The organism is Collinsella aerofaciens, from assembly GCF_964243765.1.
GTDB classification, from domain to species: Bacteria; Actinomycetota; Coriobacteriia; order Coriobacteriales; family Coriobacteriaceae; genus Collinsella; species Collinsella aerofaciens_BU.
In genome coordinates this window covers 107947-128362 of sequence record NZ_CAXTGI010000001.1, presented here as the reverse complement: position 1 = coordinate 128362, position 20416 = coordinate 107947, and the positions used below count along the sequence as shown (strand labels likewise).

Here is a 20416-nt window from a genome sequence, read left to right as displayed (position 1 = left end):
TGCGAAAAATAGAATTCCAACCATGTATTTTACAACCGAAAGCCATGATTTGAGCTTTCGGCCAACCAATAGTTTAACAAATCTGGTAAGTGGTATCACCAATCACTGATTTATTGACCCAACCAGTAATTTTACATACCCAAACAAAATAAACCCCGGCGACTCATATCAGAGGCCATTCCCGGGGCATCAATATGCAGTGTACCTATTCATCACCCGATGCCGGCAAGCTGTTGAGCGGCTCACCCTCACCGGCGGTGCCAAGGCGCCTCTGCATCTTCTCGATCTGCTTAAGGGTCGAAGTCAAATACCCAAGACCCTTCTTCAGTTGCTTAAGCAACTTGCCATCCTTGCGATTTCCCTTTCCGTTCTCCTTCTCTACATCTTCTTCAATGCCAGCGATGCCGCGCTGCACGGCCTCGGCTGCTTTCCGCACCAAAATGGCCCCCTCATGCGGGCAGCGGTCAGTAGCCACATCAAGAAAAGCAAGGAGCCTCGAACATTCGACGAGTACGAACTGCGCGTAGTCCTCCCCCATCGATGCCGCCAAGGCAACGCCGCCGGAACCCAATAGACCAAGCGCGGCACCGCCGCCCGTAATCAAAGCAGTGCCACCGGCCATGCCCATGCCGCCGGCGGCCAAGGCCCCACCGCCAGCTGCAGCAAGACTCGCATTGACAAGCGCAGCCCCGTGAAGGCCGGCAAATGAGCCTCCGAAGATACCGACAGCAATATCCGGAGCGAGTACCGCGGCCGCCCCTCCTGCGCCTACGGCCGCCGCCACGACAATGACGCCGCCCACCAAGAACTTTGGCAATGTACCTGAAAGCTCGCGGAAGCGTGTCCCGCAACGTTTCTCGAGAGAACGTATGGCGTCCAAATCAACCGCGTCTTGTCTCCTGGGAAATTCGTGTTTAACCCAAGATCCACTCTCCTTCAAACCTTTGTATTCCTTTTTCTCTTCATCTCCCATCTGGGAATAGGGGCGAAACTCAACCAACTCCTGTGCAACAAGCAAGGCACGCACTTTACCGCCTCGCCGCCGCGAAACTGTCTCAAGGGCTCCGTACGCATCTTCCTCGCTCAAAAAGTAGCCGTCTGCATCAATGCCTAGGCCATCCGCGACCGAATCCTGCCACGCGCGGGCCCAGCTCCTCTTTTGCCCTTTGCGCACTTCGTTCTTCTCGTTCCCGCAGTCGTAGTTGATGGCGGCAAGCTTCAGCGAGAAGGCAATCCTCGTCGTTTCTCTATCTAGGCTATAAAAGTGAAATCCATCGAAGATATCCTGGCGGCGCCTGGCGCGCTCAGTCCAAGCCTCGGACATTTCCTCCGCCATATAGCCCCAGTCGGCATGGAGGGCAAACGCAAAGCGTCCAACTCCAACGTAGTTTATTCGCAAGAAGAGCTTCTGGGCGAACACGACCTTGTTCCCCTCGCATTCGATACCCGCCCTGGCCGCCGCCGTCGCTAGATTCACCAAAACGAACGAAGTGCTCGAAACCGTGACCATGCGAGTGAGAACCCTGCTGTTATAGGGCATGAAATGCGAAGCCTTGAGCTTGTGCAAGCCGGAAACCTTGCTCACTTCGCAACGTTCCAGCTCGGCCTTGAGCCTTGAAAGCATGTAGAGACAACGAACGATAACCTCGTTGGCCACGACTGCTGGCACCTGGCTTAAAGCTTGATCGAGCAGGCCGACTTCCGTCCGAAGGTCGAAGCGAATGGGCTTGCCGTCCTCGGTTTTGAACGCCGTTCCGTTAAACAGCTTTGAGATCCATTGCTGAATGCGAATATCCTCGCCCTTATAGGCAATCTGCATGTCTTGAAAAACAGGCAGGGAGGAGAGCTCCTTTAGCAGGGACAGCACGACGCCGGGAATGCCCGTCCCCTTACCGGGGTTTGAACTAGACCCCGCCATGTCGCTCACGAGATGCATCGCCCAGAACAGAGTGCCAAACGCGATCTTCTCTGGAACGTTCCTGCCTACAAGAGGGCAGTCGGGATCGAAGGCGGCGGCAGGCAGGTCAAAGGCGACAAACCGGCCGGCCGTATCGGTACCATAGCCTTTGCAGGTGAATTGCGAGAGGATCGAACACGCAAGGCCAACCAAGCTCGGGTGGTGCGAGAAATCCCGCAGATGATGTTGGAGCCCGCCGCCAAACTCGGCAGTCAGCTTGTCCGTGGCAAGAGGAAACTCTTTCTCTAGAAAGCGAATAGCGTCTTCTAGAGTTGCATCCGCCTTTGTCATACCCGCAGACTTGGCAATCGTAAGAACGAATTTGCCAACCTTCTCGTCGCTCCACTCTTTGGCACCCTCTAGGTTGAAGTCTTTCTGCCAAAGGATATTCAACGCACCCGTGAGGAGCCCGCTAACGGCTGCAAGTTCATAGTCGAGCTTCGTAGCCCTTTCAGCCCGAGGGTCAAAATCAAAGAGGACCTCCTCCCCATCGGGAGCGTCCTTAAAACCAACCAGCACGGCGCTACCGTTCAGCGGCACAGATGTAACTTTGGGCAGTTGAGGCATGGCGTAAACTATCTCGCCAGCACTAAAAACAAGTTCGTCTGCCATACCGGCTTCCTCCTGCAAACGCGTAAAATCAGATTGCTCTACGCCGCCAAATCCCTCTCGTAGAAGTACTCAATAATCTCGATGATGCAGTTGCTAAGAACCTCGTCGGGACAGTTCGCCTCTGGCAGCCTGTATGCCTCATTGTGCACGATAACGCGCGCAGCGTCACGGGTCTATGCCTGCCCATCCAGCGAATCATGTTAGCAAGCCGTTCTCCGATAGTAGAAGTCATCTCGATGTCCACGCTCTTGACCTGCTTGGTCTCAGCGGGTGTCGGCGTGTCCTTGAGTAGGATCCCAAACACAGCCATCTGCTGCTGATCCTAGAATCCTTCGCGCAACCATTCCTTCTGTTTGTCCCCAAATGAGCCACCTACCTCCCCTCCGCCTTCAGCTTTAGCAGCAGGTCGCCCAGTTCGGGGCACTTGCTGGAGAGGCGCGTCTGGGCTCGCTCGCCCATCCCCCATCGCTGGCGGACCTCCTGGGCGCATGGACTCACGTGATAGTCCCCATCCATCACCTGCTTGAGCAATTTGGCGGTCACGCGCGCATCGGCGAGGGCGCTGTGGGCGTGGCCTGTCGACTCGTCGAACTCGATGCCAAACCACGTCGCTGCGTCACTCAAAGAGACGCACCCGTGGCTGCTCATGTCCATGATCGAGGTGTAAAACGCCTGCAGGTCGGCCCAGTCCGTAGGAAATGCGGAAAGATCGATGTGCTTTGCTTGGCACTCGATCAAAAGCTGTCGACGATCCGCCCCGCTCCAACAGACCACCTGGGCGGAGTAGCGCCCGATCAAATCGCTGAGCCTTTTGATCACCATGTAGAGCGGATCGGCCATCGCGGTGCCCACGGCCGATATCCCTGTGAGCTCGCGGACGGGGAACGCAACGCCTTCGGTAAATTCCGTCTGTACAAACTGCGAGAACTCGCCCATAACGTTGCCGTGGTAATCGAGCTTGACGGCGCCGGCCTCGATAATCTCATTGCACAGTCCACGGCGCTGACGCTGCTTTGGCACCGGCGCAAACTCAAAGTCCAGCACGATCTGGCGCGCAAAGTTCGTCGTATCGATAGCCGAGACACCCGGCATCTTTTCAGCTGACACGGTTAGGGCCTTTCTCCGCCAACTGCCGCTTGCTACATAAACGGCTACATTGCCGTAAGGATAGGCGTCCGTGCGGACATGAAATGACCGATCTGATTGATTTCGTGAAGCTCCTGACCGCTTTGGTCTCGCTCCTCACGGCGCTTATCGGGCTTACCGAGGCACTCAAGCAGCGTGCGAAGCATAAAAAGAGGGATCGACGCCGCTAAGGCATTGACCCCTTAAACTAAGTAACGGCGCTGCCCAGCTCTTCACCACTTGGGCTGCTGTCGACTTTATTCGACCCACGGACGCCAGGTCTAACAAATGGTTTTTCGGTAACGAAATCTCGGCGCCCGCTGCGGTGCCATTGGGGATTATGGGATGCGCTTTCCGCTCGAGGCCTCAACCGGAAACGGCATCCCGTTCTGAACGTCGAATCCGGGACGCAGTTTCCGTTTGGGGACCGTTCCGGAAAATGTATCCCGTTCTGGAGCCAAATACTGGGTCGTAGTTTCCGCCAAGCATGCCATCCGGAAAGCGCGTCCCGTTCTGAGCCTGAATTCTGGGATGAACTTTCCACTGAAGCATCTACTGGAAAATGCATCCCGTTCCGAGGCTTAATTCTGGGATGCACTTTCCGCGGAGAGACTACCGTTTTTCGAAAAAGTACACGTCCCGAAACTTACCAAGACTTCATATCCAGCCACCGTTCACGGTCGCCGATTACCGCCCACCGATTCAAACAAGAAATATGTCGCCAAAAGCAGGTCATCTACCTGCATGGTTAGATTTTGGTCAGCTTTTGGTCAGCTGAGCGGCAAGTTCCAGCTGATACGTTTTTGCTACCCAAAAGGAGGCGGTAGCTCATGACCCATTGCAATGACCAGCTCATCGACCAACTGCTCACTCAAGCCGAACAAGAGGGGCGCTGTCTGATTCCCCCGAGCACGGCGATCCGAAAAGCGCTCCTTCGGCGCACCGGCGGCACGGTTGTCTCGCCCATGCCGGGGTTGTTTGCGCGAAAAACGCGCTGGGATGAACTCAACCGAGCGCAACGCCATTGCGAAATCCTCCGCGCCCTTGCGATCATCCACCCCGATTGGACGTTCTGCTCGTTTTCGGCCGCCTGTCTGCTGGGGCTCGAGGTCTCGTGGCGACACCTGAATGTCGTGCATGTCTGCAGCTCGACAAAGCCGTCGGCTCGCCCGGGCGCACATATTCAGCGGCACCAGATTGAGCCGGCCGGAGCAATACGCAGAGCCGGCATATCGGTAACGCCGCCCATCCAAACGGTCACAGATTGCCTGTTGCAGACCGGTTTTGCCGACGGCATGCCCATTGCCGATTCGACGATCTCAAAGCTCGGCCTTGCGCGGGAACAGCTGATGGAGGCCGTCGAGCAACGAGCGACCGCCCGCAATGGTCGCGCGATTCGCACCGCCCTCACAACACTTCGATATGCCGACGCCCGCGCCGAGAGTGGTGGAGAATCGGTCGCCCGAGCCGTCATGATCGAGACGGGCTTTGCACCCGACTGGCTTCAATACGAGCTGACGGACCCCTTCGATTCGGCCAAACCCATACGAACGGACTTTGCCTGGGAGCGCCAGGCGCAGGAACTCACGCTGGGCGAGCTCGACGGGCTCATCAAATATACCGACCAGACCATGCTGGCCGGACGCACCACCGCCGAGGCGCTCGTTGCCGAACGGCAGCGCGAGGCGCACCTATCGCTCTACGGCCACCCTCTGCTGCGCTTTACCATGAACGAGGTCCGCCCGGCAGGAATGCTCGCCAAAAAGCTGCAGACGGCAGGCATCCGCCAGACCATGCTCCCGACATGGCTCAACGATATTGAGCTGTAGGGGCTGCTGAGCTTATGCCCGTCTGCCTGCCAAACCGGGACACGCTTTCCGGTTGGCAGCACCCGCGGAAACCATGTCCCAGACTAAGTGCTCAAAATGGGATGCGCTTTCCCGACGAAGCTCCTTGCGGAAAGCGTGTCCCAGAATGAAGACTCGGAATGGGATGCAATTTCCGCCTGAAGGCGATTCGGAAAGCGCATCCCATTCTGAGCATCGATTCCGGGTCGCAGTTTCCGGTTGAGGGCCGTTCCGGAAAGTGTGTCCCATTCCAGGCGCGGATTCCGGGATGCACTTTCCGTTTGAAGCTCCAACCGGAAAGCGCATCCCATTCTGAGCGCCAATTCCGGGACGCAGTTTCCGCTCCAAACAAAAGGCCCCGGCTCGCGATGGAGCCGGGGCCAAAGGCGCAGCGTATGCAGTTGATGCTGAGCATGGACAGCCCGTCAGTAATGGCCGTCCGCGCTCTACTCTACCCGCGGTGACGAGCGCGGCTGTACGGCGTATCCACCATGGGCAGATCCGGACGCAGCTTGCCGTCGAATGCGCGATAGGCGTTCTGCACGGCGGGCGCCGTGGGGATCGTTGCAATCTCGCCGATGCCCTTGCCGCCGTATGCCACGGGCAGCAGTTCGTCCTTCTCCACGTAGATGGCGTGGATATCCGGAATCTCGGGCGCACGGAACAGCCCGAGCGTGCCGTACCTTGCCTGGGGCACGCAGTCCTTGAGCGGCCAGTCCTCGGTAAGCGCATAGCCCATACCCATGAGCACGCCGCCTTCGATCTGACCCTGGATGGAGATGGGGTTGACCACCTTGCCGGAATCGTGCGCGGCATAGACCTCGCTTACACGACCGTCATCGTCCAGAATGACCACATGTGTGGCAAAGCCGTAGCAGATGTGGCTCTTGGGGTTGGGAACATCGGCGCCCAGCTTGTCGGTCGGCTCCAGATACACGTAGCCAAACTCGCATCCCTCGAGCGCCTTGATGGTGGCCGCAGGGTCCTGAGGATGCATACCCTGGCCGGCGACGAGTTCCTGTGTGCGCAGCTGGTAGGCGCGACCGTCGTCATACTCGATCTTGACGCCGTCGCCGTGCGCGCTCACCGGGGCGGTAGGCGCAGGCTTGCCGGCCTCGATGCCAACCATGGCGTCGCGCAGCAGGAAGGCGGCGCCGCGCACGGCCTCGCCGGTCACGACCGTCTGGCGCGAACCAGACGTGGTGCCGGAGTCGGGAGCGTTCTCGGTGGAGCACTCGCCGTTGGCGATGCAGCTCAGCGGCAGACCGCATGCCTCGGCAACGTCCTGCAAAAAGACCGTGTTGCAGCCCTGGCCGATGTCGGACGTGGCGGCGTAGACCACGGCGCGGCCACCCTCGACGCGAATCTTGCAGCGGCCGGCATCGGGCAGGCCCACGCCCACGCCGGCGTTCTTCATGGCGCAGGCGATACCGGCGTGTCCGGGATGCGCATAGTAGGCATCCTTGACCTCGAGCAGTGTCTCCTTAAGCGCCGTGGAGCAGTCGGCAATCTGGCCGTTGGGCAGAACCTCGCCCGGCTCGATGGCGTTGCGGTAGCGAATCTCCCACGGATCCAAACCGACCTTTTCGGCCAGCAGGTCGATCAGGCTCTCGAGCGCAAACTCGGATTGGCAAACGCCAAAGCCGCGGTACGCACCGGCGGGCGGGTTGTTGGTGTAGTAGCCAAAACCGCGAATGTCGGTGTTCTGGTACTTGTAGGGGCCGACGGCATGCGTGCAGGCACGCTCGAGCACCGGGCCGCACAGCGACGCGTAGGCGCCGGTGTCAAAGTTGATCTCGCAGTCCAGACCGGTAAAGATGCCCTCGGCATCGCAGCCCAGCGTAAAGGTGCCGTCCATCGCATGACGCTTGGGATGGAAAGCGAGCGACTCGGCACGCGTGAGCTTGCACTTCACAGGACGCTGGAACTTATATGCGGCGAGCGCGGCCAGGTGCTGGACCGAAACGTCCTCCTTACCGCCAAAGCCGCCACCCACGAGCATGGTCTCGACGACCACACGCTCGGGTTCGCTATCCCAGCCAAACATGTGGGCGCACTCTTTGCGCGTATCGTAGGCACCCTGGTCGGTCGACTGCACCTTGACGCCGTTCTTGTACGGGAAGGCGACGGCGCACTCGGGCTCCAAGAAGGCATGCTCGGTAAAGGGCGTGGTAAAGCGCTGCGTCACGGTAAATGCGCTCTCCGCCAACGCCTTGGCGGCGTCGCCGCGCGTCACATGGCGGCTCTGGCACACGTTGTCCTTGAGCTCTACCGTGTTGCCAAAGGCAAAGAAGCTGTCGTGCAGGCGCGGGGCGTCGGCAGCCCTGGCCTCGACAATGTTACGCACGGGCTCCAGCGGCTCGTAATCGATCTTTACGAGCTTCTTGGCCTTCTCGAGCGTCGCCTTGTCCTCGGCGACCACCAGCACGATGGCATCGCCCACGCAGCGGGTGATATCGCCCACCGCGATCATGACGTCCCAGTCCTGGATAAGGTGGCCGACCTGGTTGACCGGCACGTCCTCGGCGCGTAGGATACCCACCACGCCGGGCAGGGCCTCGGCCTTGGAGGTGTCGATGGAGAGCACACGGGCGCGCGGGTACTTGGAGCGCACGGCGCTGGCGTAGGTCAGACCCGGTTGATCGAGCTCGTCGATGTCATCGGGGTATTTGCCCTCGCCGAGCACCTTCTTGCGCACGTCGATACGGAAGGCGCGCTTGCCCACACCGTAGTCGTCGCCGCGCTCCAGGCCCTCGTCGATCTGCTTTTCGCCGCGGAGCACCGCAGCGGCCAGCGAAATGCCCTCGATAATCTTCTTGTAGCCGGTGCAGCGGCAGACGTTGCCGCGGATGGCGTACTTGATCTGCTCCTCGGTGGGCTCGGGGTCCTCGGCGATGAGCGCCGCACCCGCCATGACCATGCCGGGGATGCAAAAACCGCACTGCACGGCACCCACGGCGCCAAAGGCGTACACAAAGACCTCGCGCACGTCCTGGGGCAGGCCCTCGACGGTCACGATGTTGCGGCCGGCGGCAAGAGCGGTGGTCAGAACGCACGCCTTCACGGCCGCACCGTCCACATGGATGGTGCAGGTGCCGCAGGCGCCCTCGGAGCAGCCGTCCTTGGCGGAGTGGATATGCAGGTCGTCGCGCAAGTAGCGGAGCAGCGGCTTGTTCTGAGTCGTCGTGCGCTCGACGCCGTTAACGGTAAAAGTGAATTCCTGTGCCATGGTGATTCCCTTCTACACGCCGGCGGCGATGCCGGTGCGGTCGTGGATGGCACCGTGCGGGCAGACGACGGCGCACATGCCGCACGACAGGCAGTCCGCGCCGTCGATATGGGCGCAGTTGTCCTCGATACGGATAGCGCCGGCAGGACACTTTTTGGCGCACATGCCGCAACCGATGCAGCTCGTGTCGCAAATCTTGCGCGCAATGGCGCCCTTATCGGTGTTGTTGCAGCGCACCAGGATGTTCTGGTAGCCGGGAACGAAGGCAATCACGCGCTGTGGGCACGCCATGCCGCACAGGCCACAACCCGTGCACTTTGAGCGATCCACGCGGGCGATGCCATCGACCAGTGCAATGGCACCGTGGGGGCAGGCCGTGACGCAGGCGCCACAGCCAATGCAGCCTTCGCTGCAGCGGGCGTCGCCGCCTGCGGAGGCGCAACCGCTTCCGCAGGCAACGTAGGCCACGTTATGTTGAATGGATTTGGCCATAAGAGACTCGCCTATTTCTTAAGAAGATACGGATAGCTGTCGCGCACGGCCTTGATGGTCAGGCGGACGGCCTCGGGAAGGCCGGTGTTGACGGCATCGACCGAGACGGTGCGGACCGTGCCGGCGACGCGGACCTTAAAGTGGTCCTCGTCCACGGCCAGGAAGCCCTCGTTCTCGGAGTTCTCCATGTCCTGCTCGCTCCAGAACAGGGTGAGCTTGTCCTTGTAGGGACGACCCTCCTGGTAGGGGCAGAACACAGCGCAGTTGCCGCACTCGTTGCACATGCCGTCGACATGTACCACCTGATGCTTGGCCAGGCCCGGCACCTTAATAGCAACGTTGGCGCGGTTGGGGCACACGTCGCAGCAGACCTCGCACACCGAGCCGCAGCCCAGGCAGCGGGTCTTGGTGCAGTTGCGCTTATCGCGGCAGAGCGTCCCCTTGCGCTCGTAGCAGGTGTCCTCGCGGCCGGCCTGCTCGTTGCAGTCGGCGTACTTGTTAAAGTCCACGCCAGCGATGGCACGGGCGACCTCGGCGGCGTCGGCAATAGCCTCGACCACGGTGGCAGGACCGCGGCGGCAGTCGCCCGCAGCCCAGACGCCCTCGACGCCGGTGGAGGTGGCGGCAAGGCGACCGCGACGGTCGTGCTCGACGCCCGCGGCATCGTACAGGCTGGCATCGATGCCCTCGCCCACGGCGCAGATCACCGTGGTGGCGGAAAGCTCGACGGTCTCGCCCGTGGCGACGGGGCTGCGACGGCCGCTTGCATCCGGCTCGCCAAGCTCCATGACGTCGCAGGTCAGCACGGCGCCGTTGAGCGCCTTGGGCGCCAGCAGCTCGCAAAACTCAACGCCATCGGCAAGAGCAAGATCGAGCTCTTCCTCGTCGGCGGGCATCTGCTTCTTGGTACGGCGATACACCAGGCGCACGTTCTTCACGCCTGCCAGGCGCTTGGCCACGCGGGCGGCGTCCATGGCGGTGTTGCCGGCACCAATGACCACGACGTCCTCGCCCAGCTCAAGCTTCTCGCCCTTCTTGGCGGCCTCGAGGAACTCCAGCACGTCGAGCTCGGCACCCTCGCCCAGGCCCGCAGAGCCGGGCATCCAGGCACCGGTGGCCACGACCACGTCGGTAAAGCCCTGGGCCTTGAGCTCGTCGATGGACTCCACGCGGGCGTTGAGCTGAACCTTGGCGCCAAAGGCCAGGCAGAGCTCGGCGTCGTGCGAGATATCGTCGCTCGCAATGCGGAACTCGGGGATCACGTGACGGACCACGCCGCCGAGCGAATCGCGGGCCTCGAAGATAGTGACGGGCACGCCGGCACGTGTCAGGAAGAACGCCGTCGCCAGGCCGGCCGGGCCGCCGCCGATAACGGCAACGTTGCGCTCGCCGTCGTTGGCGATGGCCTGGGCGCGCAGCTTGGGCAGCACGGCGGTCATGGCCTCGCGGGCGGCCTTGAGCTTGCTGGCGCGAATCTGGGCGCCCTCGGGCTCGTAGAATGCACGCTCGCAGGCACGGCCGCAGGGATGCGGGCAGATGGTACCGGTAATGAACGGCAGGGCGTTGCGCTCGATGATGATGTTGAGCGCGTCCTCGTAGCGGCCCTCGTCAACAGCCGCCAGATAGGCAGGGATATCCTGCTGGATGGGGCAGCTCGTACGGCACGGCGTGGTAAAGCAGTCGGAAAGCGGGCTCTTGCCAGCGACCTTGCGGTCGGGCAGCGGACGCAGCGGCTTCTTGTAGAGCGGGTTGGTGAGTGAGTCGGTCTGGATCGCGGTCACGGCCTCGAGAGAGACGCCCGCGAACGGCTTGCCGTCCAGATCGGTAAACTCGCCGGCCATCTGGCTAAAGCGCTCGTAGCCACCGGGCTTGAGCACGTCGGTCGCCAGGGTGACGGGCCAAATACCGGCATCATACAGGGCGCGGATGTTGTAGACCGTGGCACCACCGGAGTAGCTGATGCGCAGCTTGCCGTCAAACTGCTCGGTAATGCGGCGGGCGGCCTCGATGGTCAGTGAGAACAGCGAACGGCCGGACATGTACATCTCGGTGGAAGGCAGCTCGTTCCTCGTCACGTCGACGGGGAACGTGTTGGTCAGCTTGACGCCAAACTCCAGGCCGCGCTCGGCGCACAGGGCAATCAGGCGCTCGAACATGGGCACGGCGTCGGCCCACTGCAGGTCCTCGCGGAAGTGCGTATCATCAAAGACGATGTAGTCAAAGCCCAGCTCGTTCAGACGCTGGCGGGCAAACTCATAGCCCAGCAGCGTGGGGTTGCACTTGATGTAGGTGTTGAGGCCCTTCTCGGTGATGAGGTAGGTCGCGATGCGCTCGATCTCGGCGGGCGGGCAGCCATGCAGCGTGGACTCGGTGATGGAGTTGGAGACGCGTGCCGGGATGGACTCGACAAACGCGGCGTCGACATGCTCAAACTTGTCCAGGTTGGCGAGTGCCCAGGCACGGCACTCGTTCCAGACGTCGGAGCCGCTGGCATCCTTCATGCCCTCGATGTAGGCGTCGACCTTGGGGCTCTTAATGCCCTCCAGGTCATAGCCCACCGACATGTTGAAGACAAAGCCGTCCGGGCTGCCCAGACCGTACTCGCGAGCGATCAGGTGGCAGGCAAACCATGCCTTCACGTACTCGGCAAAGGCCTGCGGAACCTCGAGCTCGGTAGACCATTCGCAGTTGTAGCACTCGTCCTGAGCCACGATGCAGGGCTTGTTGACGCACTTGGAGAGCTCCTCGCCGTCCATAACCTGGACGGTCTTGAGCTCAAAGAAGCGAGAACCGGCCACATAAGAGGCCACGATGTTCTGGGCCAGCTGCGTATTGGGACCGGCAGCCGGGCCAAACGGAGTCTCGATGCGCTCGTCAAAAATGGGAAGCGCACCCTCCTGGTTGGTCGCGACCATCTTACGCACGCCAAAGATGGCGTCCTGGGTCTTGTGCTCCTCGATGATCCAGTTCATCAGCTGCGAAAACGGGATCGGCCTCATGATGTCGCTCATAGTGAGCTCCTCTCTGTAACGCCCGGCGAGACCGCGCGGCGGGCGCAAATACGGTGTAGCGCTAGCACAGCGCCGGCGACCCCGCGGAGGCCGCCTATGCGCGCGTCGGATGCGGCGAAACATCCGACGCGCGCGAATCTCCAATTGGAATTAGTACACGCGATCGTTGAGCGTGCTCCAGAGCTTCTTGGACTCGGCCATGGTCCACGCGTTGATCTTGTCCTCATCAATCCCAACGAACTCACGATCCTTGTACAGGACGCGGCCGTTGATGATGGTGGTGCGGCAGTTTTTGCCCATCATGCCAAAGAGCATGTGGCCGTCGATATTCTCCTCGCTCAGCGGCGTAAAGGGCTTGTAGTCCATGACGATGACATCGGCGGCAGCGCCGGCCTCGAGCACGCCGAGCTTGCGATCGAAGTACTTGCTCGCCATCTTGGCGTTGTTCTCGAACAGCATGGTCATGGCCTCGCACCAGCCCACGTTGGGCATGGCGGCGTTGTGGCGCTGAATGATCAGGAAGACCTTAAGGCTCTCGAGCATATCGTGGGTGTAGGCGTCGGTGCCCATGCACACGGGGATACCGCGGCGGAAGAACTCGAGCACGGGGGCGCAGCCCACGGCGTTGCCCATATTGGATTCGGGGTTGTTGACGAGCCAGGTACCGGACTCCTTGACGATATCCATCTCGGCAGGCGTCACGTGGATGCAGTGGCCGAGCATGGTGTCGGGACCCAGCAGATTGTGCTGCAGCAGGCGCTCGACGGGGCTGATGCCACCGCGGTTGAGGCGGGAGTCCCACACGTCATTCATGCCCTCGCACACATGGATGTGGAAGCCGGTCAGGCCGTTGTTGGCCTCGGCCATCTTATCCATGGTCTCGTCCGACAGCGTAAAGGTGGCATGTCCGCCAAACATGGCGGCGATCATGTGGTTGTCGTTATCGCGACGCTCCTTGGCGGCCCACTGGGCAAACTCGGCGTTCTCGGCAATGGCCTGGTCGCATTTTTCCTGGCCGCGGCGGTCGGAGACCTCGTAGCACAGGCACGAACGCATGCCCAGCTCCTGAGCTGCATCCCTAATGGTAAAGAGGCTTCCCGGGATTTCGCAGAAGCTCGCATGGTGATCGAAGATCGTGGTGACGCCATCGCGGATGGAGTCAAGAATCGTGGCATAGGCGCTGGCCTTGGTGCCGTCGAGCGTCAGGTTGTCGTCGATCTTCCACCACTGCTGCTCAAGATTCTCCAGGAAGTTGGTGGGGTTGCAGCCCTTAATGGCAAGGCCGCGGGCCAGACCCGAGTAGATGTGGGTGTGGCAATTGATGAGTCCGGGCATGATGAGGTTGCCCTGGGCGTCGACGTACTCGGCATCCGGGTACTTGGCCTTGAGCTCGCACTCGGGACCTACTTCGACGATCGTATCTCCGTCAATGGCGACCGCGCCGTTGGGAATGAACGGGGTCTGAGCGTTGCGGGTAAAAACGGAACCGTTAGCGACCAGAAGCATGAATGCTCCCTTCAACATCAGGGGCGGGGTTTGACACCTCTGACATGGCGGAGTGCGAAGCGCCGGCCTACACCGGAAACGGGCCCTCTCCCGTCAACGCTTCACCAAAGGGACAAACCCTTTGAAGTGCGGCTTGGCGCCGCATGACGTCGGCGGACGAGGCGATGCGCCCGCCGACGAATAGCACCGAATTGGTTACTTCTTACTCTCGGGCAAGACCAGATCCACGGCAGCGTCCTTGGCAGCATCGATGTGCTGAGCCACGACCGGCGTCTGCGGAAGGATCAGGTTAAGGACAATGGCCATAATGGCGGTGGGGGTTACGGCATTGGAGCCGATGACGGTGGATACCCAGGCGGGCATACCCTCGCCGGCAAGGCAACCGCTGGCCATCCAGATACCCAGGCCAAAGACGACGGAGGTACCGACGATGGTGGTAGTGCGCTGCGTGAGGCCCTCGCGGGTGAACATGCGCACGCCGTTCATGGTGATGGTGCCAAAGACGCCGACGGTCGCGCCGCCGATGACGGGCTGCGGGATAGCGGAAAGGACGGCAGAGAGCTGCGGGAACAGACCGGCGATGGCAAAGACGGCCGCGATGATCACAAAGACCCACTTGTTGACGACCTTGTTGGAGCAGATGATGCCCACGTTCTGGCCAAGGGCGCTGGTGGGAAGACCGCCCAGCAGGCCGCCGACCATAGAGGTGAGGCCCTGGGACACGATAGCGCCGGAGAGCTCGCGCTCGGTGGGCATACGGTCGATGGAGCCCAGGCAGGCGGCGGAGACGTCGCCGATAACCTGGATGGCAACCATGGGGAACACGACGGCGAGGGTAATGCAGACCTCGGGATCAAACTCAAGCGCGTAGGGCATGAGCTTGGGAAGGGCGAAGACCTGAGCGGTGGCGACGCTGGAGAAGTCGATCATGCCAAAGGGGATCGAAACGATCATGCCAACGATCATGCCAAAGAACACGGATCCCAGCTTGAGCGTGCCCTTGCCAAAGTTGGCGAGCACAAAGACCACGGCGAAGGTGATAAGAGCGACGCACCAGGCCTGCGGAGTGCCCCACAGCGGCGTACCCATACCGCCGGCCATATACTTGACGGCCGTGGGATACAGCGAAACGCCGATGGAGAAGATGACCGTACCGGTCACGACGGGCGGGAACAGCCACTTGATCTTGCTGTAGGCCAGACCAAAGAGGACCGCGACGGCGCCGCCGACGATCTCGCCGCCCAGCAGCGCACCAAAGCTAAAGCCCGAGGCACCCATGGCCTGCAGAGCCGGCAGGAACGCGAACGAAACGCCCATGACGATGGGCAGGCCGCCGCCGATGCGACGGAAGGGAGCGAAGGCCTGAAGGGCCGTATCGATCGCCGAAAGAATGAGCGCGACCTGGATGATGTCGGTGCTCTGCTGGCTATTAAAGCCGTAGACGCCGGCCATGATGACCGCCGGGGTAATGATGCCGGCAAACGATGCCAGTACGTGCTGAAGGGCACACGGGATCATTTCCTTAACGGGAGGCATGCCTTCGCGAGTGAACAGGGCTTCAGTGCCGTTCGTAACCGTCTCCTGGGTCATTTGACCACCAATCCTCGAAGTAGTTGTTTTCGCATCTAACGCTCTATTGTGACGCAGCGCGGGGTTGAGGTTGTGCCTTCGTTGCATATCGTATTAAAGATGATTCTCATTCTCAATAATAATTTTTTGTTATCAGACTATTCTTCGGCTGAAATAACTCGTTTCCGCAGGTCAGGAATGTGTCTGGTCTAAATAACATCTTACTTTTCTTTTGGTCGACCGTTTACCGCCAAAATCATACCGTTCGTCTGCATTACGCAATGTACCTGCGGATATACGAGATGATGAGCAGCGTGTTACCATGAGAAAAAATTGTTATGAACATTTCCGATTTCACCCAAAGGAGTTGCCCGTGAACGAGACCGTACGCCGCTTTTTGCCGATGGTCGATTTCCTGGAGCAGATACTCGGCAAGAACAGCGAAATCGTGCTGCACGATTTCTCGGATCCCGACCACGCCATCGTCGATATTCGCAACGGCATTGTGAGCGGCCGTAAGGTCGGCGGTCCCGCCACCGATCTGGCACTCAAGATCATGCACGACGCCAAGTATCGCGACCTGCCGTTTATTACGGGCTACGAGGGGCGCGGTGCCGGCGGCAAGACGTTGGAGTCAGCGACGTACTTTATCCGCGAGAATGACGAGATCGTCGGTATGCTCTGCGTCAACACCGATCTCTCGACCGTGCGCTCCATCAACGCCATGGCGCAGCAGCTCATGGCATGCTTCGACGCGGCGCCGACGCGCACGGAGCCCGCCCCTATCGAGGTCGAAAGCCTTTCGGAGTCCACACAGGAGCTCATCGACCGCAGCATTGCCGAGTTGCTGAGCGCGCGCGGGCTGGATGTAGCGTCGCTTGGTCAGAGCGACCGCGTGGACGTCATTCGCCACCTCAACGGCAACGGGGTGTTCATGCTCAAGGGCGCCGTGGCCTGCGCCGCCACCTCGCTGGGCATCTCGGAGCCCAGCGTCTACCGCTACCTGCAAAAAGTCCGCAAGGAGGGCTAAACGTGATCCCTTGGGGACGAAGGGAAACGGATCATTTTTGTCGCATCGCTTGACAAAAGACCCTGCAGCTCGCACGCGCTGCAGGGTCTTTTTGCATGTCATGTTTAGTTGTTACCAACACCTTAGAGAGCGGCGACAACCTCGATCTCGACCAGACCGCCAGCCGGAAGGGCGGCAACCTGGAAAGCGCTGCGCGCGGGGAACGGAGCCTCGAACTTGGAGGCGTAAATCTCGTTCACGGCGGCAAAGTCGGCGATGTCGGCCAGGTAGACCGTGGTCTTGACGACATCGGCAAACGTGGCGCCGGCAGCGGTCAGCAGAGCCTCGACGTTGGCGAGGGACTGCTTGGCCTGGGCCTCGACACCCTCGGGCAGCTTGCCGGTCGCGGGATCGATGCCCAGCTGGCCGGACAGAAACACCATGTTGCCAGTCTGGATACCGGGGGAATACGGGCCGATGGCTGCGGGTGCGTTATCGGAAGACACGACGGTCTTGCTCATGTTTTTCTCCTTACAAGTAAAAGGGAACGGGAGCGCGGCGTTCACACCGGGAGGCACAGTTCGGTCTGAACACCGCGCTTGATTGGGATAGTACTCAAGGTTTCCGCGCGATGCAAGATTATTATCACGTTGCGAGAATATTTTATCGCCCAACGGTTTCCCCGGACCGCTGAACGGTTCTCATGTGAAGCAGCTAGTCCAAGCTGCTGAAGACTTTATCCCGCTTAGAGCACGGGCATCGCCTGCCGCGACGGCACCACTATACTTTTGAGTATCTGAGCATTTTGAAAGGCAGGATATGACCGCAACCGCCAGTCGAACCACCAACCGCAGACCCGAACTCTTGGCCCCCGCCGGAGGCCCGGAGCCCTTTGCCGCCGCGCTCGCCGCCGGGGCAGACGCCATCTACTGCGGCATGGGCAGCTTCAACGCACGCCGCAAGGCCACCAACTTTACCGACGAGGCCTTTGAGCAGGCCTGCCGCGCCGCGCATCTGGCCGGCTCGCGCGTCTACGTCACGGTCAACATCGTCATCAAGGAATCCGAGATGAGCGATGCGCTGCAGCTCATCCATCGCTGCTCCACGCTGGGCGCCGACGCCTTCATCATCCAGGACTGGGGCCTGTTCTTTGAGGTCAAGCGCACGATGCCCGGCATCGAGACGCATATCTCGACCCAGGCGAACATCCACGACGACCGCGGAACCCTTTGGTGCCGCGAGCAGGGCGCCGACCGCGTGACCCTCTCGCGCGAGCTTTCCATCGACGAGATTGCCGCCATTCACGATGCCGCGCCCGATGTGGACCTTGAGGTCTTTAGCCATGGCGCCATCTGCTTTTGCTACTCTGGCCTGTGTCTGCTTTCGAGCTTTGCCATGGCGGGCCGCTCGGCCAACCGCGGCATGTGCGCTCAACCCTGTCGCCTGCCTTACGAGCTGATCGACGAGAACGGCCGCTCGCTCTCCCCTGCCGGTCGCGAGCGCGCGCTGTGCCCGCGCGACACCAACACTTCGCAGCTTGTTCGCCGTCTGTATGACGCCGGCGCCGCATCGCTCAAGCTCGAGGGCCGCATGAAGGCTCCCGATTACGTGTATTCCATCGTCGACGTGTATCGTCATCAGATTGACGATATGCTGGCCGATGTTTCGACCTCTAAGGACGAGGAAGCCGCCCGTCAGCGCCAGCTCAAGCGCTGCTTTAACCGCGACTTTACGCACGCCTATCAGGACGGCACCTCGGGCGACGAGATGATGAGCTATGAGCGTTCCAACAACCGCGGACAGATCGTGGGCACGGTGCTGGGCAGCCGCCCGGCCAACCGCGATGTGCGCGGCCTCAAGCCCGACGACCGCCGTCGCCGCGCCGCCATCGCCCTCATTGAGCTGTTTGAGCCCGTGGGCAAGGGCGACCTGCTGGAGCTTCGCCACGATAACGAGTTTGACCAGTTCCTGACCACCATTGCCGCCGATGATGCCGCTGCCGGCGATGTTATCGAGTGTCGCGTGCCCCGTAGCATGCCCGAGGGCTGCCGCGTCCGCGTGATTCGCAGCCAGCGTGCCATCGACGCCGCCGGCGCCGCGCTCAAGCGCGATGTGCTGCGCCGCCGCGCTGTTGATGTGTCCGTCGTGGCGCGCCTGGGCAAGCCGTTTACTGTCACACTCACCTGCTGTGACGACCCCGCGCTCACCGCCACCGCCACGGGCTTCACCGTCGAGACCGCCAAGACCCGCGCCGTCGAGGCATCCGATCTGGTTGAGCACGTCGGGCGCATGGGCTCCTCTCCCTTTGAGGCCGCGAGCTTTGACGTGGCCCTCGACGAGAGTTGCGGCATGGGCTTTTCCGCCGTGCACAAGGTGCGCGCCGCCGCCTGTAAAGCATTGGAGGAGGCCATTCTTGCGGCGTACGAGGAGCGCGCGAAAACGCTCGAGCTGCCGGCGATTGTCACCAGTGATTCCCGCCCCGCGCCCGAGCACTACCGCGACGAGCCGCAGATCTGCGCCACCGTCACCTCGCTCGAGGCCGCCGAGACAGCGCGGGCGGAGGGTGCAACGCGCATCTACATGACCACCGACGCGCTCGATGCGGCCAAGCTCTCCCCCGCCGATACGTTTGAGCAGGGCATCGTACCCGTGCTCGATGAGGTCTGCCGCGCCGTTGACCACGTCCGCGTTGACCCATGGGTTGTTGCTGGCGCCACGGTCGCTATTGGCAACATCTCTGAGCTTGCCCTGGCCGCCCAGGTTGGCGCCACGGCCGAGATTCGCTCTTGCCTGCCGGTGCACAACACGCCCTGCATGGAGGCGCTCGCCGAACGCGGAGCCGGCGCGTTTTGGCTCTCGCCCGAGATCACGCTCGACGAGATTGTCTCGCTTGACGCCGCCGCGCCCGCGGCTCTGGGCATCACCGTCTTTGGCCGCCCGCGCGTCATGACAAGCGAGCATTGCATTCTGCAGGTTGCCAACGGCTGCATCCACGATTGCGCCAACTGCCGCCTGCGTGCCCGCAAGCTCTCGCTCAAGAATATCGACGGAAAGGTCATGCCGGTGCGTACCGACATCCACGGCCGCTCACGCTTGTACGACGCCTACCCCATCGACCTCACGCCGCAAGTTCCGCAGCTGCTCGATGCCGGCGTGCGCCGTCTTATGGTCGACGGAACCTTGCTCGAGGCCGATGAGATTGGCCGTGCCGTCGCTCGCGTCCGTCGCGCTGTCGAGGCGGCTCAAGCCGGCCGCAAGCCGGCCGCCCGCCTGCGCGGCGCCACCTCGGGCTGCATGTTTGTGGGAATTAGCTAACCGAAAGGCTTACACGTGAACGAAGAACCTCAAGTCCTCTATTGCGACGCCTGGCTCATGGCCATCGACAAGCCCGCCGGCATGATCGTCCACGGCGACGGCACCGGCGAGCGCACGCTCACCGACTACGCCAGCGACCTGCTGCTGGCGATGGGCGACGGCTTTGCCGCGACCGACATGCAGCCGCTCAACCGCTTGGACCGTGACACCACCGGCGTGGTGCTGTTCTCACTCGACAAGCAGACGCAGCCCGCCTTTGACCAGATGATCATCGACCACGCGTTCGAAAAGCACTACCTGGCGCTCGCCGAGGGCAAGATCGACTGGAACGAAAAGCTCATCGACAAGCCCATCGCCCGCGACCGCCACGATAGCCGCAAGATGCGCGTCGGCGCCAGCGGCAAGCCGTCTCAAACGCGCGTGAAGGTGCTCAAGCGTCTTAAGAGCCGTCGTGGCCTGCCCACGCGCTCGTATATCGATGTCGAGTTGCTCACCGGCCGCAAGCACCAGATCCGCGTACATCTGGCCAGCGAGCGCCATCCCCTGGTGGGCGATGACCTGTACGGAACGCCGCGTCCCTGCGGCCTCATGCTCCATGCCCACAGCGTGTCCTTTACGCATCCCGTAACCGGCGAGCACATCCACATCGAAGCCCCCTGCCCCTGGGGGCCCTAAACCACCACAAAGGGCACCTTTATGGTGGTTTTGCCGCGATGGCTCTGCCGGATTCCCAAACATCTCGAT

Annotated in this window: 13 protein-coding genes; 5 read left to right on the top strand and 8 right to left on the bottom strand. The window is 61.4% G+C overall.

Annotated elements, in window-relative coordinates; genetic code table 11:
- Positions 1-205: 205 nt before the first annotated feature.
- Both ACESSC_RS00610 and ACESSC_RS00605 read right to left on the bottom strand, forming a co-directional pair.
- Positions 206-2569, bottom strand: coding sequence for a hypothetical protein (locus ACESSC_RS00610; protein ID WP_373160828.1), 2364 nt, complete (start codon positions 2567-2569; stop codon positions 206-208).
- Positions 2570-2941: 372 nt separating this feature from the next.
- A complete protein-coding gene (locus ACESSC_RS00605; RefSeq protein WP_373160826.1) occupies positions 2942-3676 on the bottom strand; it encodes a 3'-5' exonuclease in 735 nt (244 codons plus the stop codon).
- A gap of 83 nt (positions 3677-3759) precedes the next feature.
- Between ACESSC_RS00605 and ACESSC_RS00600 the strand changes: the two genes are divergently transcribed.
- Together ACESSC_RS00600 and ACESSC_RS00595 are read left to right on the top strand one after the other, a co-directional pair.
- Positions 3760-3885, top strand: a complete 126-nt coding sequence (locus ACESSC_RS00600) for a hypothetical protein (RefSeq protein WP_255413237.1) — start codon at positions 3760-3762, stop codon at positions 3883-3885.
- A 639-nt stretch (positions 3886-4524) separates the two neighbouring features.
- Complete coding sequence (locus ACESSC_RS00595; RefSeq protein WP_373160824.1) at positions 4525-5523, top strand: hypothetical protein; 999 nt, start codon at positions 4525-4527, stop codon at positions 5521-5523.
- 469 nt (positions 5524-5992) lie between these two features.
- Here ACESSC_RS00595 and xdh read toward each other — a convergent pair whose 3' ends face one another.
- From xdh to ACESSC_RS00570, 5 genes are all read right to left on the bottom strand, one after another.
- Positions 5993-8770, bottom strand: a complete 2778-nt coding sequence (gene xdh, locus ACESSC_RS00590) for a selenium-dependent xanthine dehydrogenase (RefSeq protein WP_373160822.1) — start codon at positions 8768-8770, stop codon at positions 5993-5995.
- Positions 8771-8782: 12 nt separating this feature from the next.
- The gene (locus ACESSC_RS00585; protein WP_055252516.1) at positions 8783-9262 is read right to left on the bottom strand and encodes a 4Fe-4S binding protein; all 480 of its coding nucleotides are present in this window, start codon (positions 9260-9262) and stop codon (positions 8783-8785) included.
- An 11-nt stretch (positions 9263-9273) separates the two neighbouring features.
- Entirely contained in the window at positions 9274-12273 is a 3000-nt protein-coding gene (ygfK, locus tag ACESSC_RS00580; RefSeq protein ID WP_373160820.1) for a putative selenate reductase subunit YgfK, read from the bottom strand.
- A gap of 150 nt (positions 12274-12423) precedes the next feature.
- Positions 12424-13779 (bottom strand): putative aminohydrolase SsnA, encoded by a 1356-nt coding sequence (gene ssnA, locus ACESSC_RS00575; protein WP_373160819.1) that lies wholly within the window; start codon positions 13777-13779, stop codon positions 12424-12426.
- A gap of 195 nt (positions 13780-13974) precedes the next feature.
- Complete coding sequence (locus ACESSC_RS00570; RefSeq protein ID WP_373160818.1) at positions 13975-15369, bottom strand: uracil-xanthine permease family protein; 1395 nt, start codon at positions 15367-15369, stop codon at positions 13975-13977.
- A 352-nt stretch (positions 15370-15721) separates the two neighbouring features.
- Here ACESSC_RS00570 and ACESSC_RS00565 point away from each other — a divergent pair, with 352 nt between their 5' ends.
- Positions 15722-16378, top strand: coding sequence for a helix-turn-helix transcriptional regulator (locus tag ACESSC_RS00565; RefSeq protein ID WP_233506701.1), 657 nt, complete (start codon positions 15722-15724; stop codon positions 16376-16378).
- 122 nt (positions 16379-16500) lie between these two features.
- Here the strand turns inward: ACESSC_RS00565 and ACESSC_RS00560 are convergent, their stop codons facing one another.
- Positions 16501-16878, bottom strand: coding sequence for a RidA family protein (locus ACESSC_RS00560; RefSeq protein WP_089572469.1), 378 nt, complete (start codon positions 16876-16878; stop codon positions 16501-16503).
- A 298-nt stretch (positions 16879-17176) separates the two neighbouring features.
- Here ACESSC_RS00560 and ACESSC_RS00555 point away from each other — a divergent pair, with 298 nt between their 5' ends.
- Both ACESSC_RS00555 and ACESSC_RS00550 read left to right on the top strand, forming a co-directional pair.
- Entirely contained in the window at positions 17177-19672 is a 2496-nt protein-coding gene (locus ACESSC_RS00555) for a U32 family peptidase (protein ID WP_373160816.1), read from the top strand.
- A gap of 15 nt (positions 19673-19687) precedes the next feature.
- Complete coding sequence (locus ACESSC_RS00550; protein WP_233514540.1) at positions 19688-20347, top strand: RluA family pseudouridine synthase; 660 nt, start codon at positions 19688-19690, stop codon at positions 20345-20347.
- Positions 20348-20416: the final 69 nt, after the last annotated feature.

Excerpts from the sequence above, each read along its gene's own strand:
- xdh (WP_373160822.1), bottom strand. The coding sequence starts at position 8,770 with ATGGCACAGGAATTCACTTTTACCGTTAACGGCGTCGAGCGCACGACG.
- ACESSC_RS00610 (WP_373160828.1), bottom strand. The coding sequence starts at position 2,569 with ATGGCAGACGAACTTGTTTTTAGTGCTGGCGAGATAGTTTACGCCATG.
- ACESSC_RS00560 (WP_089572469.1), bottom strand. The coding sequence starts at position 16,878 with ATGAGCAAGACCGTCGTGTCTTCCGATAACGCACCCGCAGCCATCGGC.
- ACESSC_RS00555 (WP_373160816.1), top strand. The coding sequence starts at position 17,177 with ATGACCGCAACCGCCAGTCGAACCACCAACCGCAGACCCGAACTCTTG.
- ssnA (WP_373160819.1), bottom strand. The coding sequence starts at position 13,779 with ATGCTTCTGGTCGCTAACGGTTCCGTTTTTACCCGCAACGCTCAGACC.
- ACESSC_RS00585 (WP_055252516.1), bottom strand. The coding sequence starts at position 9,262 with ATGGCCAAATCCATTCAACATAACGTGGCCTACGTTGCCTGCGGAAGC.
- ygfK (WP_373160820.1), bottom strand. The coding sequence starts at position 12,273 with ATGAGCGACATCATGAGGCCGATCCCGTTTTCGCAGCTGATGAACTGG.
- ACESSC_RS00595 (WP_373160824.1), top strand. The coding sequence starts at position 4,525 with ATGACCCATTGCAATGACCAGCTCATCGACCAACTGCTCACTCAAGCC.
- ACESSC_RS00600 (WP_255413237.1), top strand. The coding sequence starts at position 3,760 with ATGACCGATCTGATTGATTTCGTGAAGCTCCTGACCGCTTTGGTCTCG.
- ACESSC_RS00570 (WP_373160818.1), bottom strand. The coding sequence starts at position 15,369 with ATGACCCAGGAGACGGTTACGAACGGCACTGAAGCCCTGTTCACTCGC.